The 15,516-nt window shown below is 70.5% G+C and carries 13 protein-coding genes; 2 read left to right on the top strand and 11 right to left on the bottom strand.

Features of this window, described 5'->3' with window-relative positions; genetic code table 11:
* Window positions 1–906 carry an agmatinase family protein gene (locus P3X83_RS06735; RefSeq protein ID WP_277303985.1) on the bottom strand — a complete coding sequence of 302 codons (906 nt, stop codon included), beginning with the start codon at window positions 904–906 and terminating at the stop codon, window positions 1–3.
* Between the two features lie 590 nt (window positions 907–1,496).
* Here P3X83_RS06735 and P3X83_RS06740 point away from each other — a divergent pair.
* The gene (locus P3X83_RS06740) at window positions 1,497–2,537 is read left to right on the top strand and encodes a sulfite oxidase (protein ID WP_277303986.1); all 1,041 of its coding nucleotides are present in this window, start codon (window positions 1,497–1,499) and stop codon (window positions 2,535–2,537) included.
* Window positions 2,538–2,749: 212 nt separating this feature from the next.
* Window positions 2,750–4,225 (top strand): wax ester/triacylglycerol synthase family O-acyltransferase, encoded by a 1,476-nt coding sequence (locus P3X83_RS06745; RefSeq protein WP_346742685.1) that lies wholly within the window; start codon window positions 2,750–2,752, stop codon window positions 4,223–4,225.
* A gap of 121 nt (window positions 4,226–4,346) precedes the next feature.
* On the opposite strand, the gene P3X83_RS06750 is transcribed toward P3X83_RS06745, so the two are convergent.
* The 10 genes from P3X83_RS06750 to P3X83_RS06795 all read right to left on the bottom strand — a co-directional run bounded on the left by P3X83_RS06750 (window position 4,347) and on the right by P3X83_RS06795 (window position 15,184).
* Window positions 4,347–5,957, bottom strand: a complete 1,611-nt coding sequence (locus tag P3X83_RS06750) for a cation acetate symporter (protein ID WP_277303987.1) — start codon at window positions 5,955–5,957, stop codon at window positions 4,347–4,349.
* Window positions 5,954–6,283 carry a DUF485 domain-containing protein gene (locus tag P3X83_RS06755; protein WP_277303988.1) on the bottom strand — a complete coding sequence of 110 codons (330 nt, stop codon included), beginning with the start codon at window positions 6,281–6,283 and terminating at the stop codon, window positions 5,954–5,956. Before P3X83_RS06755 ends, P3X83_RS06750 begins: the two co-directional genes overlap by 4 nt.
* 193 nt (window positions 6,284–6,476) lie before the next feature.
* Window positions 6,477–7,985 carry a cation acetate symporter gene (locus tag P3X83_RS06760; RefSeq protein WP_277303989.1) on the bottom strand — a complete coding sequence of 503 codons (1,509 nt, stop codon included), beginning with the start codon at window positions 7,983–7,985 and terminating at the stop codon, window positions 6,477–6,479.
* Complete coding sequence (locus P3X83_RS06765; protein WP_277303990.1) at window positions 7,982–8,386, bottom strand: hypothetical protein; 405 nt, start codon at window positions 8,384–8,386, stop codon at window positions 7,982–7,984. The genes P3X83_RS06760 and P3X83_RS06765 overlap by 4 nt, the downstream gene beginning before the upstream one ends.
* Window positions 8,387–8,413: 27 nt before the next feature.
* The gene (locus P3X83_RS06770; protein WP_277303991.1) at window positions 8,414–9,169 is read right to left on the bottom strand and encodes a LytTR family DNA-binding domain-containing protein; all 756 of its coding nucleotides are present in this window, start codon (window positions 9,167–9,169) and stop codon (window positions 8,414–8,416) included.
* 73 nt (window positions 9,170–9,242) lie between these two features.
* Window positions 9,243–10,439, bottom strand: coding sequence for a histidine kinase (locus tag P3X83_RS06775; RefSeq protein ID WP_277304118.1), 1,197 nt, complete (start codon window positions 10,437–10,439; stop codon window positions 9,243–9,245).
* Between the two features lie 26 nt (window positions 10,440–10,465).
* On the bottom strand, window positions 10,466–10,879 hold the full coding sequence (locus P3X83_RS06780) for an HIT family protein (protein WP_346742686.1): 414 nt from the start codon (window positions 10,877–10,879) through the stop codon (window positions 10,466–10,468).
* Between the two features lie 60 nt (window positions 10,880–10,939).
* Window positions 10,940–11,317: a hypothetical protein gene (locus P3X83_RS06785; RefSeq protein ID WP_277303992.1), complete on the bottom strand. Its 378-nt coding sequence runs from the start codon at window positions 11,315–11,317 to the stop codon at window positions 10,940–10,942.
* Between the two features lie 82 nt (window positions 11,318–11,399).
* A complete protein-coding gene (locus P3X83_RS06790) occupies window positions 11,400–12,338 on the bottom strand; it encodes a YegS/Rv2252/BmrU family lipid kinase (RefSeq protein WP_277303993.1) in 939 nt (312 codons plus the stop codon).
* Between the two features lie 194 nt (window positions 12,339–12,532).
* The gene (locus tag P3X83_RS06795) at window positions 12,533–15,184 is read right to left on the bottom strand and encodes an immune inhibitor A domain-containing protein (protein ID WP_277303994.1); all 2,652 of its coding nucleotides are present in this window, start codon (window positions 15,182–15,184) and stop codon (window positions 12,533–12,535) included.
* Window positions 15,185–15,516: the final 332 nt, after the last annotated feature.

A 15,516-nucleotide genomic window follows, 5' to 3' on the forward strand; every position in this document is an offset into this window, starting at 1 on the left:
TCAGGGCCGTGCGCGGCCGAGGTGCCCGGCGTCCGCCGAGGCCGTGAGCACCTCGCAGACCAGCCGCACCCCGAGCAGCGAGGTCACGTCCGAAGAGTCGTACGGCGGGCAGACCTCCACCACTTCCATTCCGGCCAGCCCTTCCGCCGCGAACCGCCGCACCAGGCGGAGCACCTCCCGGGGGGTCAGCCCGCCCGGCTCGGGCCACGCCGTCCCCGGCGCGAACCCCGGATCCACCACGTCGACGTCGAACGACAGGAACACCCCGCGCGCCCCGCCTGCCCAGGCCGCCTCCAGCGCGACATCCGCGACGGCCTCCAGACCGCGTTCCTCGACATCCGCCACTGTGATCACCAGGCCACCGCCGCCACTTGCGCGTGCGTCGTCCGTGGGGGCCTGCCGGGCTCCGATCTGCACCAGGTTGCCCGCGTCGAAGTGCACCTCGTGCGCCGCCCAGCACCCCTGGACGGCGGGCGGCCGATCACTGGAGCCGCTCCCCCCGGCGCTCAGATGCCGGTCAAAATGGATCACCCCGATCCGCTCCCCCAGCGCGTTCGTCACCCCGCGCGCGGTCGCGAACCCGATCGAGTGGTCACCACCGAGGATCACGGGGAACACGCCGTTCGACACGATGTGCTGCACGGCCTTGGTGATCTGGTCGAACGCCTTCGCGGTGTCGGCGGGGGCGATGAAGACGTCGCCGACGTCCACGATGTCCAGGCGGTCGCGCAGCGCGGTGTCGGCGGGGGCGCTGCGCGACGAGGCACGCCGCATCCCCTGCGGGCCGTACCGGGGACCGGGCCGATGCGCGGCACCGGTGTCCAACGGCGCTCCGGCCACGGCCACCTCATGCTCACCGACGCGCAGCGGATCCTCCAGGTAGGGAACCCCGAGAAACGTGTTCATCCCAAGGAAACTCGGCATCGGCCCGCGCTGGAACGTGGCGGCCAACTCGCCGTCCGCCGGCGGCGCGGCCAACCGCCCCTTCCCTCGATGCGGCCGCCGCACCACCCGCCGCCGCCCACGCCCCCCAGGCTCAACATCGGCCCGCCTCGCCCGCGTGCCGTCCAGATCCTTCGACTCACCACTCATACCGACATTTGCCCACATACCACCCATAAGGCACACCGCCGGATTGGTAGGTATACGGGAAAACCACCCCGCGACCAGCGAGGGGCCAGACAGAGAGGCGACGACAGGCCGCCGTGGACCAGGCGAAGGGACGGCCGATCGACCTGCGGACGCGACGCGGGACGAAGTCACGGGCCACCCAGGCGGGGAGGCCGCGGACGGGGCAAGGGGCCGAAGGGCGAGGTTGCGGGCGAGATGGCGCTCCATACCGGGACGGATGCAATGGGGGAAACCGGTGGCGGGCGGATCGGGGGGCGAGGGGCCGGTCGTGGGCGGGTGGTGCTTGGCGTCGGGGCGGGCCGGTGGGGACGGGGGGTGGGGTGGTGGGTGGGATCGTCAAAGCGTTGCCGGACGGGTGGTTCGTTGTGCATGGGGCCAGTGCGGAGACTCGTTGGGAGGCGCTCGCGGATGCCGGCTACTTCGTGCCCAATGATCGGTTCTTTGTACGGAATCACACCGCTACGCCGGTGATCGACGCGGCGGGATGGCGGTTGCGGGTTCATGGGGCGGGGGTGCGCGAGGACTGTTCCTTCGGGTACGGCGAGATCCTGGAGATGCCGGCCGTGACCGTGGACGCCGCCATTGAGTGTGCGGGGAATGGGCGGGTGCTGTTCGGGGAGCAGCAGGGGACTCCGGTTCCCGGGGTGCCGTGGCGGTTGGGTGGGGTCGGGGTGGCGCGGTGGCGGGGGGTGCCGTTGGTGGAGGTGCTGCGGCGGGCCGGGCTCTCACCGGAGGCGGTGGACGTGTTGCCCAGCGGGCTGGACGCTCCCTACGTCTGCGAGGGGATCGACTACGGCAGGGTCCGCCGGCCGCTGCCGATCGCCAAGGCGTGCGACGACGTGCTGCTGGCCTATGAGATGAACGGCGAGCCGCTGCCGCCCGACCACGGTTTCCCGGTACGGCTGGTCGTGCCGTCCTGGGTGGGGGTCGCGTCGATCAAGTGGGTGGGCGACATCGAGGTGTCGGCCGAGCCGCTCTTCTCGCCGTGGAACACCCGCTTCTACCGGATGTTCGGCCCGGACCACCCGCCCGGCGGTGGTCCGCCGTTGACCGCTCAGGGGGTCAAGAGCGCCTTCGAGCTGCCCTGGGACGCCGTGCTGCCCGCCCACCGGACGCTGGTGCTGCGCGGCAGGTCGTGGTCGGGCGCGGGCCGCGTGGTGCGGGTGGAGGTCAGCACGGACGGCGGCGCGAGCTGGGAACGCGCCCGGCTGCGCGGTCCACGGCCGGCCGCCGGGTGGGTCCGCTGGCGGTATACGTGGAGGTCACCGCGGCCCGGCGCGCACACGTTGCTCGCCCGCGCGGCCGATGAGACCGGTGGCACACAACCCGGATACATGCCCTTCAACGTCCATGGGTACATGTTCGGGGCGGTAGTGTCGCATCCGGTGCGTGTCGTACGTGCATGAGCATGGCTCACAAACCGTAACGGCACCGATGATCAGGGATAATTTTTTCCACACACGGGTCCGGACCGCAAAGAATCACTAAGAAATACCACGCTTAACGGCTAATTGCCGGGATTTCACCTGGGAGAATATCCCCGAGACCGGTATGAAACATCCCAGAAACGCGACGGCACGATGATGATCCCACGGACGTTCCCGGCAGGAGGGTGGAGATGATGCGCCAGCTCACCGCGCTCGACGCGCAGTTCCTCCACGCCGAGTCGCCGACGACCACCGCCCACGTGGCGGGTGTGGCGATCGTCGATCCGGCCCGCGCCCCCTCTGGCGCGATCACCGCGAGGACACTGGCGGCGTTGCTGCGCCGCCGGATCCATCTGGCACCGGCACTGCGGATGCGCCTGGCCGAGGTGCCGTTCGGCCTGGACCTCCCCTACTGGACCGAGGATCCGGGCTTCGACCCCGCGGAACACGTCTACGAGACAACGCTGCCCGCCCCCGAGCTGCTCACCGACGTCGTGGCCCGCATCCACGAGCGGCGCCTGGACCGGGACCGCCCACTGTGGGAGATGCACCTGATCCACGGGTTGTCGGGCGGGCGGGTCGCCATCTACACCAAGGTCCACCACTGCGCGATCGACGGCGTGTCGGGGGCGGAGGCCCTGGCCGCCGTGCTGGACCTCGCCCCGGAGGGCCGCGAGCCCGCTCCGGCCGAGCCCGCCGAGCCGGTCACGGCACCTGGGCCGCTGACCATGCTGGCCGGGGCGGCGATGCGCTCGGTGACGCATCCGGTGCGCGCGCTGGACTCGCTCCGCCGTACGGCGGCCGATCTGGACGCGGTGCCGGTCGCCGCCACACTGCCCGGGGCGCGCTGGGTGGCGCGCGCGGCGCGGTTGCTCGGCGGCGAGCCGGACGTGCCCGCCCTGCCCCCGCTGGACGTGCCCCGTACGCCGCTCACGGGCCCGGTGAGCGGCCAGCGCCGGTTCGCGTACGGCTCACTGCCGCTGGCCGAGCTGAGGCGCGTCGGCAGGGCCTTCGGGATGAGCGTCAACGACGTCGTCATGGCGCTGTGCGCCTCGGCTCTGCGCACCTGGCTGCGCGAGCGCGACGCGCTGCCGGAGCGCCCGCTGATCGCCGCCGTGCCGGTCGGCGCACGCAGGCGCGGCTCCGGCGAGCCGGGCAACCGGATCTCGGCCATGGCCGTGCCGATCGCCACCGACGTGGCCGATCCGCTGCGCCGCCTGCTGGCCACCAAGAGCGCGATGGCCGCCGCCAAGCGGCGTTTCGCGTCGTCGCCCGCGACCTGGCTGAGCGACCTGTCCACGATCCTGCCGCCGCCGGTGACCGCGCTGGCCACCGCGCCGGTCTTCCGCCTGGCCGGTATGGCGTTCCCGCCGATCAACCTGATCGTCTCCAACGTGCCAGGCCCGAGATTCCCGCTGTACCTGTGCGGCGGCCGGGTCGAGGCGTACTACCCGATGTCGGTGGTCACCGACCTGAGCGGCGGGCTCAGCGTCACCTGCTTCTCCTACGACGGCTCGCTCTGCTTCGGGCTGCTGGCCTGCCCCCGCCACGTGGACGACGTGTGGCGGCTGTTCGGGCATCTGCGCGCGGCTCTCACGGAGCTGACCGCGCTCGCCGGTCCGCCGCCGGTGCCCGGTGAGCGGGCCAAGGTCCGCGTGCCCGCCTAGGGACGGCGAGACCCCGGCGAGCGTCGCTCGCCGGGGCCCCGTCCGCACGCCGCGGATCACACGGTGAACACCTTGCACACCTTGCACACCTTGCACACTGTGAACGCCAAGGCCGGGCCGATCAGTGCTTCACGGCCTGCTCGGCGCCGACGCCGGTGAGCGAGCGCACCTCGATCTCGGCGTACTTGGCGGCGTTGTACTCCTTGCTGAGCCGGGTGCCGATCCAGCCGGCCAGGAAGCCGAGCGGGATGGACACGATGCCCGGGTTCTGCAGCGGGAACCAGGAGAAGTCGGCGCCCGGGAACAGCGCCGTGGCGCTGCCGGACACCACTGGTGAGAAGATGACCAGCACCAGCGCGGACCCCAGGCCGCCGTAGATGGCCGAGACCGCGCCCACCGTGTTGAACCTCTTCCAGAACAGGCTGTAGAGGATCGCGGGCAGGTTGCCCGAGGCAGCCACCGCGAAGGCCAGCGCGACCAGGAAGGCCACGTTCTGGCCCTGGGCCAGGATGCCCAGCCCGATGGCCACCGCGCCGATCACGAAGGCGGAGATCCGGGCGACCCTCACCTCGTCGCGTTCCGTGGCCTTGCCCCGCTTGATCACGTGGGCGTACAGGTCGTGGGCGAAACTGGAGGAGGAGGCCAGGGTCAGGCCCGCGACCACGGCCAGGATGGTGGCGAAGGCCACCGCCGCGATCACCGCCAGCAGGATCGTGCCGCCCACGCTGCCGAACAGCAGGTCGCCGATGGCCCTGGCGAGCTGTGGCGCCGCCGCGTTGCCCGCCTTGTCCTGCGCGGCGATCGCCTTCCCGCCGACCAGCGCCGCGGCGCCGAAGCCGAGGACCAGGGTGAGCAGGTAGAAGACGCCGATGATGCCGATGCCCCACATGACCGACTTACGGGCGTCCTTGGCCGTCGGCACCGTGTAGAAGCGGATCAGGATGTGCGGCAGGCCCGCGGTGCCCAGCACCAGCGCCAGGCCCAGGCTGATCAGGTCGATCTTCCCGGCCAGCCCCTGCGCCTCGGTTCCGTACTTCAGGCCGGGCTCCAGGAACGCCGCGCCCTTGCCGCTCTGCGCGGCGGCGTCGCCGAGCAGTCCGGAGAAGTTGAACCCGTAGTGCGAGAGCACCAGGATCGTGATCAGAGCCGCGCCGCTCATCAGCAGCACGGCCTTGACGATCTGCACCCAGGTGGTGCCCTTCATGCCGCCGAAGACCACGTACACGATCATCAGCACGCCGACGCCGACGATGGTCAGCGCCTTGCCGGCGGCGCTCTCGACGCCCAGCAGCAGGCCTACCAGCGCTCCCGCGCCGACCATCTGGGCCAGCAGGTAGAAGATGCTGACCGTGATCGTGGACACGCCCGCGGCGGTCCGCACCGGGCGCGGGCTCATCCGGAAGGCCAGCACGTCGGCCATGGTGAACTTGCCGGAGTTCCGCATCAGCTCGGCGACCAGCAGCAGCGCCACCAGCCACGCGACCAGGAACCCGATGGAGTAGAGGAAGCCGTCGTAGCCCGACAGTGCGATGATGCCGGCGATGCCGAGGAACGAGGCGGCCGACATGTAGTCGCCGCCGATCGCCAGGCCGTTCTGCGCGCCGCTGAACGAGCGCCCGCCGGCGTAGAAGTCGGTCGCGTCCTTGGTGTTCCTGCTGGCCCAGAAGGTGATCGCCAGCGTCGCCGCGACGAACAGCAGGAACAGTGTGGTGGAAAGGGCCTGAGAACTCACTGCTGCCTCTCCTCGACCTCATGACGGAGCTTGTCGGCAAGGGGGTCAAGCTTCTTCGCCGCGTGCCTGGAGTACGCCCAGGCGATCCAGAACGTGGAGACGAACTGGAGTACGCCGAACACCAACGCCACGTTGACGTTGCCGAACAGCTTGATGCCCATGAAGTCCCGCGCCCAGCCGGAGAGCACCACATAGAGCAGGTACCACACCAGGAAGGCCACGGTCATCGGGAAGGTCCATGAGCGGAAGCGGCGTTTCAGCTCCTGGAACTCCTGACTGGACTGCACCTGTTCGTAGACGGACGCGTCATGTTCTCTGGTGGTCACCGAGCCCTCCCGAGGCTGTGATGTGGATCACGGATACGGTAAGAGGCGAAGTCACCCCCTCAGAAGAGGCGCGGCGGTGCCGTTCGCCGAGTCGTCGGCGCGTGGCGTTCAGCAGGCGGGGCAATGCGGTGAAAGGTCGGATATCCACGACGAACGGTCGCCGCTCCCCTCACGACCGGGGCCGATGACCGTTCTACGACCGGCGGGGACGCCAGTCGCCGCGGTTCAGGTTGAGGGTCTCGGGGGCGTGCAGGCGCACCATCGTGCGGGCCACGTCGGGGGGCACGCGGCTCGGCGTGGCGAGCGAGACCACGATCATCACCACGAACGCCACCGGCACCGTCCAGGCGGCCGGCTGGGCGAGCATCGCCCCCGGCCAGCCGTCGTGCGGGCCGATCGCGATGGTGGTCAGCACGGCGACCGAGGCGAGCCCGCCGCCCGCCAGGAGCCCGGCCATGGCGCCCGTGGAGGTCAGCCGCCACCACCAGATGCCCAGGACGAGCAGCGGGCAGAACGACGAGGCGGCCACCGCGAAGGCCAGTCCCACCACGTCGGCCACCGGCAGCGAGCGCGCGGCGCCGGCCAGCACCAGCGGGACGATCACCGCCAGCACCGTGGCGACGCGGAACGACCGAACGCCGCCGCGCAGGATGTCCTGGGCGATCACGCCGGCCACCGAGACCGTCAGGCCCGAGGAGGTGGACAGGAACGCGGCGAAGGCCCCGGCCGTGACCAGCGCGGACAGCAGTTCGCCGAACGACCCGGCGATCAGCCGGCCCGGAAGGGTGAGCACGACGGCGTCGGTGCGCCCGCTGCCGATCAGGTCCGCCGCGTACAGCCTGCCGAGCGCGCCGTACACGGCGGGCAGCAGGTAGAACGCCCCGAGCAGGCACAGCACCACCAGCGTCGTACGGCGCGCCGCCCGCCCGTCCGGGTTGGTGTAGAACCGCACCAGCACGTGCGGCAGCCCCATCGTGCCCAGGAAGGTCGCCAGGATCTGCGAGTACGTCGAGTACAGCGGGTACTCCCGCTCGCTGGCCAGCGGCAGCGCCCAGGTGGACGCGTCCTGTTCGCTGATGCCCGGCGAGCCGCCGGAGCGCCAGGCGAGCAGCAGGAAGATCGCCGGGAAGGCCAGCGCGGTCAGCTTCAGCCAGTACTGGAACGCCTGCACGAACGTGATCGAGCGCATGCCGCCGGACAGCACGTTGACCGCGACCACCACCGCCACCAGCACGCCGCCGACCCACACCGGCGCGCCGGTGACCGTGCGCAGCACCAGGCCCGCGCTCTGGAACTGCGGCATCAGGTACAGCCAGCCGATGAGCACCACGAGCACGCTGGCCGTACGGCGGACCGTCATCGACGACAGCCGCGCCTCGGCGAAGTCGGGGAGGGTGTAGGCCCCGGAGCGGCGCAGCGGGGCGGAGACCAGCACGAGCAGCACCAGGTAGCCGCCGGTCCAGCCGACCGGCAGCCAGAGCATGTCGGCGCCGTAGGCGAGGATCAGCCCGGCCGCGCCGAGGAACGACGCGGCCGACAGGTACTCGCCGCCGATCGCGGAGGCGTTCCACAGCGGGGAGACGGTCCGGGAGGCGACGTAGAAGTCCGACGTGGTGCGTGACAGGCGCAGCCCGAACGCGCCGATGAGCACCGCCGCGAGCACCACGAGGACGACCGACGTGAGGCCGTACGCGGTGCTCACTCGCCGCCGTCCACCAGGTCGGCGAAGTGGCGCTCGTTGCGCTCGGCCTGCCGGACGTAGAGCCAGGCCCCGATCACGAAGGCGGGGAAGATCAGACCGGCCAGCACCGCCCAGGGCAACGGGATCCCGGCCAGGCGGACCGCGCCCAGCTCGGGCACCAGCAGGAACAGCAGCGGCAGCCCGCCGATCACGCAGCCGAGCAGCGTGCAGACGAACACCGCCAGCCGGAGCTGGGTCCTGATCAGCGAGCGCAGGTAGACCTCGCCCAGCCGGGTCTGCTCGTCGATCTCGCGGGCGACCGGATAGCGCGGACGGCGCGCCGCGACGGTGCGCGGGCTGGTCACGACCACCCGGCGCGAACGGTCGCCGGACGCGGAGATCCTACGCGATCTGTCTGTCATCGTCTCCCCTGGTGGTCGTGCTTGGGTCTAGGCCTGCGCGCGGCGGGCCCTGCGGACGAGCAGATCGCGCAGCCCCCTGGTGTGACGGCGGCTGACCGGGATCTCCGTGTCGCCGACCCGCACCACGCAGCGGCCGGAGTCGATGTGCAGTTCGTCGATGTGCTTGACGGCCACCAGGTGGCTGCGGTGGACGCGGACGAAGCCGGCGATGGCCCACCGCTCCTCCAGCGTGGCCAGCGAGATCCGGACCAGGTGGCTGCCGGTGGAGGTGTGCAGCCGGGCGTAGTCGCCCTGGGCCTCCACGAACTTGACGTCGGTGCTGGACACGAAGCGGGTCACGCCGCCCAGCTCGACCGGGATGGTGTCGGGCTCGCGGCCGGCCGCGTCGGATTCCGGCAGGTCGGCGGCCACGCACACGCGACGGATCGCCTCGGCCAGCCGTTCCGGCCTGACCGGTTTGAGCAGGTAGTCCTCGGCCTTGATCTCGAAGGCGTCCACCGCGTGCTCCTCGTAGGCGGTGACGAAGACGACCTTCGGCGGGTTGGCGAAGCGGGACAGCAGGCGCCCGAGGACCACGCCGTCCAGGCCGCGCATGCGGATGTCGAGGAAGACGGCGTCGATCGGGCGGCCCTCGGCGATGCCGCGGTCCAGCAGCCGCAGCGCGGCGGCGCCGTCGCGGGCGGTCTCCACTTCCGTGATCCTCGTGTCGGCCCGCAGCAGGTACGCGAGGTCCTCCAGCGCGGGCAGTTCGTCGTCCACCGCCAGTACGCGCAGGCCGACCACCGGGTTCCTCCTTACGTGCGAATGCACTAGAGAGTGATGAAACCGGCACCAGAAGTCAACGGTGGACCGAAGATCAACGCACCGAGACACCCGGATGGTACTTGGGCACCCGCACGTTGACCTTGGTGCCCGCGCCGGAGGCGGTTTCCACGACCAGGCCGTACTCGTCGCCGTAGACCTGGCGCAGCCGCACGTCCACGTTGGCCAGGCCGACCCCGCCCGCGCCGGAGCGATCGGCCCCGTCGCCCGACAGGATGAGCCGCAGCCGTTCGGGGTCCATGCCGACGCCGTCGTCCTCGACGCTGATCGAGCACTCCGCCCCGGCGTCCTCGGCGACGATCGCGATCCGGCCGGTGCCCGGCTTGCTCTCCAGGCCGTGGCGCACCGCGTTCTCCACCAGCGGCTGCAGGCACAGGAACGGCACGGCCACCGGCAGCACCTCGGGGGCGATGCGCAGCGTGACCTGGAGCTGGTCGCCGAACCTGGCGCGTTCCAGAATGAGGTAGCGGTCGATGGAGCGCAGTTCCTCGGCGAGCGTGGTGAAGTCGCCGTGCCTGCGGAAGGAGTAGCGGGTGAAGTCGGCGAACTCCAGCAGCAGTTCCCTGGCCCGCTCGGGGTCGGTGCGGACGAACGAGCCGATCGTGGTCAGCGAGTTGTAGATGAAGTGCGGGGAGATCTGCGCCCGCAGCGCGCGGACCTCGGCCTCCATCAGCAGGGTCCGCGAGCGGTCGAGCTCGGCCAGTTCGAGCTGGGAGTCGACCCAGCGGGCGACCTCCTGGGCGGCGCGGACGAGTCCGGCGGAGGCGTGGTCGCCGTAGGAGGTCAGGGTGCCCACCACGCGGTCGTCGGGCGTCAGCGGGACCACGATCGCGAACCTGATCGGGCACTCCGGGACGTCGCAGGTGACCACGTCGGGGCCGAAGACGTGAGTCCTGCCGTCCTTGAAGGTGACGCCCGCCAGGTCGAAGGCGGCGGCGGCGTGGTGCTCGCCCGCGCCATCGTAGACCAGCGGGCGCTCGCCGTCGGTGATCGCCAGGGCGTGCGAGCCGAGCAGTTCGCGCAGGTAGCGCGACGCCTTGGTGGCCCCGGTCTCGGTCAGCCCGGCCCGCAGCGGCGGCGCGGCCAGCGAGGCGGTGTGCAGGGTCTCGAAGGTGGCCCGTTCGGCGGGGCTGCTGCCCAGCTCACGACGCCCGCCGAGTAGGCGCCACAGCACGAACGCGGGCACCACCAGCAGGAAGGTCACGACCAGCACCGCGACGAGGGGTTCCACTGTTGCCACAGCGGCAGGCTAACCCCTCAGAGGTGAAGAGCGGAGCGGATCTTTTCCGCGTAAGCCGCGGCCTCGGCGTCATCCGCGTATTTCACCCTTGGCCAGAAGAATCCCCGCAGGCCGTCCTTGCGGTTGCGCGGCACCACGTGCACGTGCAGGTGCGGCACGCTCTGGCTGATCCGGTTGTTCATGGCCACGAACGTGCCCGCCGCCGACAGCCCCTCCTCGACGGCCCCCGCCACCTGCCGCACCCGCTCGAAGAACGGCCCCACGACGGGGACCGGCAGGTCGGTCAGGGTCTCGACGTGGAGACGCGGGATCACCAGCACGTGCCCCTTGAACACCGGCCGGGTGTCGAGGAACGCGACGGCGGTGTCGTCGTCCAGCACGAGGTGCGCGGGCCGCTCGCCGGCCGCGATGGCGCAGAATAGGCATTCCACGCGGCCCAGTCTGTCAGGGCCCTCCGACACCTTCGTTCAGGCCCGCGTCGAAGACCCGGTTCAGGCCCGCTTGGCACCGCCCTTGGCACGCCGCTTGCGCAGCGCGCGGAAGACCAGCACGGCCACCGTGCCCGCGGCCGCCAGCAGCAGCCGGGAAGGCCCCCGGCGCCGGGGCTCCTCCCCCGTCTCCTCGCCCGTGACGGGCGCGCTGAGGGACTCCGGAACGGCCTTCCCGCGCGTGGCGGGAACGGCCGGCTCCGCCCCCTCGGCGGCCTCGTTCCAGACGTCGCCGCGGACCGGCCCGGCCTGCGTCTTCGGGGGAACGTTCAGCGACCCGCTCTCATCGGGCGGGACGGCCTCGCCCACGGAGAGCCGGTGCGCGCCCATCTCGCCCGCCGTGTTCTCGGTGTGCGTCTCCCCGGGGTCGGTCTCGCGCATCTGGAACCTCCACTCGACACGGCCGGCCGCTCCGGCCGTACCCGCTCGACTACCCCGGGTGCCGGGCGCAAACCCGTGGCGCTCAGCGGTCCTCGAAGTCGGCGGGGACCATCACCCGCAGGCCGTTGGGCACCGTGCGCAGCGTGATCGGCGTGCGCAGCCGGACCTCGCCGTCGACGTCGGCCGCCATCGGCGGGTCGGTCTCCAGGTACATCTCGCCGCCGGTGACGAACGGCCCCCCGGCCAGGCTGCGCCACCTGCCGGTGGCCGCCCTGACCATGGTCTCGGTCAGCAGCCGCAGCCGCTTGCCCGAGCCGAGTTGGTAGGCCACCAGCGTGCCGTTGTCGATGCTGATGTCCTTGGCCACCTGCCACCCGCCGTGGAACCGGCCGTTGGCCACGTTGAGCTGGTGGGTGAGCAGTTCGTGGCGGCGGCCGTCCACGGTGATGTAGGCCCGGAAGGGCTTGTGCCCGGGCAGAATGGACAGCGCGGTCAGCGGGTAGGCGGCCCGCCCCAGCAGCCGCTTGAGCCAGGGCCGCACGGTGCCCGCGACCTCCACCGAGACCCCGAAGCTGGCCAGGTTGGCGAAGGGACGCCCGTCGGCCATGCCGAGGTCGATGTCGGCGACCTTGCCGCTGCGGAACACCTCGACGGCCCCAGGCAGGTCCAGCGGCAGGCCGAGGCTGCGGGCGAAGTTGTTGGTGGTGCCGAGCGGCAGGACGCCGAGCGCGACGTCCCGGTGCGCCAGATGCTTGACGGCGGTGCTGAGCGTGCCGTCGCCGCCGCCCACCACGAGCAGGTCGGGCGCCGTCGCGATGGCGCTCTCCAGCGTCTGCCGCAGGCGCTTGGGGTTGAGGACCGCGTGCACCGCGATCGGGTCGAACCCCTTGGCGCGGAGCTGGGCGAGCGCCTCGGGAAAGCGCCTCCGCCCCCTGCGCGAATGAGTGTTGATCACCACGGCGGCCTTCCGCTCCGTGCGGATGGCCGTGGTGTGCTCGGCCTTGCTGCGCTGCTCGCTCACGCTCTCCCTCGACCGATGAGTGGGTGATCGCACCCGTTGCCCGCCAGCGGGTCACCTTCCCGCCCAGGGGGCGGATAGACCGCCGGAAGGAGGCTCATTGTACGACCATGATCGAAACACGTCGCCGCCGCCGGGTGTACCGGCGGCGGCGACGCGCCGTCATGCGGGCGAGCCGTTTCCGGCCGCCGGCGAGGCTACTTCTTCGGAGGGGTCACCTGGATGAACGCGGCGAGGTTGCCCGGCAGCGGGGTGAGCAGCCGGAACTGGACGCCGAGCGCCTTGCCCTCGTCACCGGGGTTGCCGGAGCCGAGAACGTGGTCACCTGTCACGACCTGGCCGTACAGGTCCTTGGCCGGGGTGCCGTCCACGTTGACGACCCGGGTGCTGTAGCGCTGGTCGTTCTTGGAGGGCACGACCACCGAGGCGTCGCCGTCCCGGTAGTAGAGGGAGCCGTCACGGAGTTCGAGACCGGGGTACCAGGTCTTGGCGTCGGTGAAGTTCGGGACGGCGGACTGTGCGGCGAACTTGGTGCAGTACTCGCTGAACGGCTCACCGGGCGCCTCGAAGCACTCTGTGAACGGCGAGGTCTTCTTGACGGAGAAGGCCGCGTTGGAGGTCTGGGCCCGGCCAGGCAGGTTCTTGCTCAGGCTCGGGTCCTTCTCCGCCGCCTGGCCCTTACGCCGCAGCGGGTCGTAGTGCGAGTCCACCAGCAGCAGGCTGCCCTTGGGACCGATGCTCGGCGGTGCGCCGACGTTGCCCGAGATCTGGTTGGTGGTGTACGTGGAGTCGCGGTACCACACCAGCATGCCGGGAGCGTTGTAGGGGATCTTCTCGACCTTCCACGAACCGTCGCGCAGGTAGGTCGAGTCGTAGGCGTACTGCAGGCCCTTGTCGAAGCCGTCCAGGTTCCGCCACTCGGCCAGGTAGAACCGGTCGATGGCGCGGAAGCCGTCGTTCTGGGCCCAGCCGCCGCCGTGGGTGTTGGTGTTGGTGCCACCGGCCGCGGCCCAGCCGTTGGCGCCACCCTCGACGTCGTCGCTCCACACGGTGGTGGCGCCGTTGGTGATGGAGAAGTCGTCGGCGTGCCAGCCGCGCGGGGTGAAGGCCGCGTCGGTGTTGTAGGTCAGCCGCAGCTTGATCGTCTTACCGGCGAACGGCGCCAGATCGACGTAGTCGTGCCGCCAGCCGTCGGTGTTGCCGGTCAGGCCGTACTTCTTGTTGCCGAACGTGGAGAGGTTCTTGTTCGGGTCCGGGTAGTCGTCCGGCGTGGTGACCTCGTTGCCGGCCTGGTCGTAGACCTTCTGCTGGGCCCACGTGGCGCCGCCGTCGGTGGACACCTCGATGAAGCCGTAGTCCCAGTCCTGCTCGATCTCGTAGTTGTTCCAGAGGCGGAACTTCAGGTCGGCCCCGGCGGGCACCTGGATGTCGCGCATGAGCTTGACGTCGGCCCACTCCTGGTCCAGGTTCGACCACCAGGTCTTGGTGCCGCTGTGCGGCTCGACCATCTTGGACGGTGCGCTGGTCAGGTTCACCCGCACGCCGTCTTCGGTGAGCTTGGGTGTCCGCGAGGTCTGGCCGACGATCACCGTCCGTGACTTGTCACCCGGGTTGAAGACCTTCGGGTTGGCCCAGCCGAGCACCCACTTGTCCCACAGACCCATGTGGGTCGGCATGGACTGGAAGATCGGCCCGGAGTGGGAACCGCTGGACATCAGGTCCCAGAAGTCCACCGCGGACTCGGCGTTGCCCGAGGTGTCGTAGAGGTCGGGCAGGCCGAGGTCGTGGCCGTACTCGTGCGCGAAGACGCCGACGCCGGAGTCCTCGGGCTGCACGATGTAGTTGGAGACCTTGACGTTGGAGCCCGGCACCTTGTAGCCACCCGCCACCGCGCTGGAGTGCGCCCAGATGGCGTAGGTGCCCTGCTCGCCGCCGTCGCCCGACTTGTCGGCTCCGGCGTGCACGAGCACGAGGTGGTCGATCACACCGTCGGGCTCGGCGTAGTTGCCGTCGCCGTCGGCGTCGGAGACGTCCTCGGCGTCGTAGTCGGCCCAGGGGAAGTCCGGACGCTGCGCCGCGAGCACGTTCACCGCGTCGATCGCGAGCTGGGCCGCGCCGAGCTTGTTGTCGGGGTGGCCGGACATGTCCTGCGCGACGCCGCCACAGGCGGACGCGCCGTACCAGGCCTCGGAGTGCGGGGCCTTGATCCAGCCGACGGCCTCGCCGGTGACCGAGTAGGCGCCCTTGGACATCTCCTCGTACATGTTCTTCATGGTGTAGCCGGAGATGTCGATGCCCGGCTTGCCGTCCGGCCCCTTGAGGTCCTTGCGCACCCGGTCGGTGATGCCCTGCTTGCTGTACAGCATCTTGTTGAAGTGCGCCGGGCTGAAGTCCGGCACCCAGAAGCTGTTGTTGTCCTTCTTGGGCAGGGTGGCCGGGTTGGGCAGCTTGTTGTGGAGCGGGCCGTTGAGCTTGGTGCCCTGCGGCTCGGTCACACAGTCGGTCGCGTCGCTGCCGATCTCACGGGGACGCTTGAACCCGGAGAAGTCGTCGTTGGCGTTCTCGTTGAACTCCACGAGGAGCGTGAGCAGCTTCGCGGTACGCGTCTGCTTGGACTTCTTGAAGATGAAGTCGGCGGGGTTCTTCCCGGTCCTGATCGCCTCGCGCTCGCGCTCGGCGAGGACGCGGCCGGTGACCGGGTTACCGCTGGAGAACTTCCGGTCGATCTTCTGGGCCGGCGTCAGGGAGCGTTCCCGTCCCGACAGCGACTTCTCGTCCTTCTCCTGCTCCACGCGGGGTGCCGCGTAGTTGATGTACTGGTCGGCGGCGCTGGGCTGATAGCGCGCCACTGACGTATCCGACGGGGCGGCGGCCCCCACCACCGCGAGGCCGGCGACGGTTAACCCGATCGCCGGGACGATCGCGAGTAGGCGCCGGCCGGCGCCCCTGGCTCTGCTGGACAAACTGATCCTCCCTCGCCCGGGATGACCGGGCACATGTCCTGGCACGCCGGGTCTCAGCATGCCGTTACCGGATCCTTGGGACACCAGTGACGCGGCATCCTAGAATCCGCCAATCGGGACGTTAGAGGAGAAGGTAAAGCTAGAGTAAAGCCGATTGTGTATGTTGCGGAATTGTGATCGAGGTACGATCGGGGACGGTCAGAAAAACACCATTACGG

Origin of the sequence: Spongiactinospora sp. TRM90649 (assembly GCF_029382225.1) — a bacterium.
Lineage (GTDB): Bacteria > Actinomycetota > Actinomycetes > Streptosporangiales > Streptosporangiaceae > Spongiactinospora.

Excerpts from the sequence above, each read along its gene's own strand:
- P3X83_RS06735 (WP_277303985.1), bottom strand. The coding sequence starts at position 906 with ATGAACACGTTTCTCGGGGTTCCCTACCTGGAGGATCCGCTGCGCGTC.
- P3X83_RS06745 (WP_346742685.1), top strand. The coding sequence starts at position 2,750 with ATGATGCGCCAGCTCACCGCGCTCGACGCGCAGTTCCTCCACGCCGAG.
- P3X83_RS06765 (WP_277303990.1), bottom strand. The coding sequence starts at position 8,386 with ATGACAGACAGATCGCGTAGGATCTCCGCGTCCGGCGACCGTTCGCGC.
- P3X83_RS06785 (WP_277303992.1), bottom strand. The coding sequence starts at position 11,317 with ATGCGCGAGACCGACCCCGGGGAGACGCACACCGAGAACACGGCGGGC.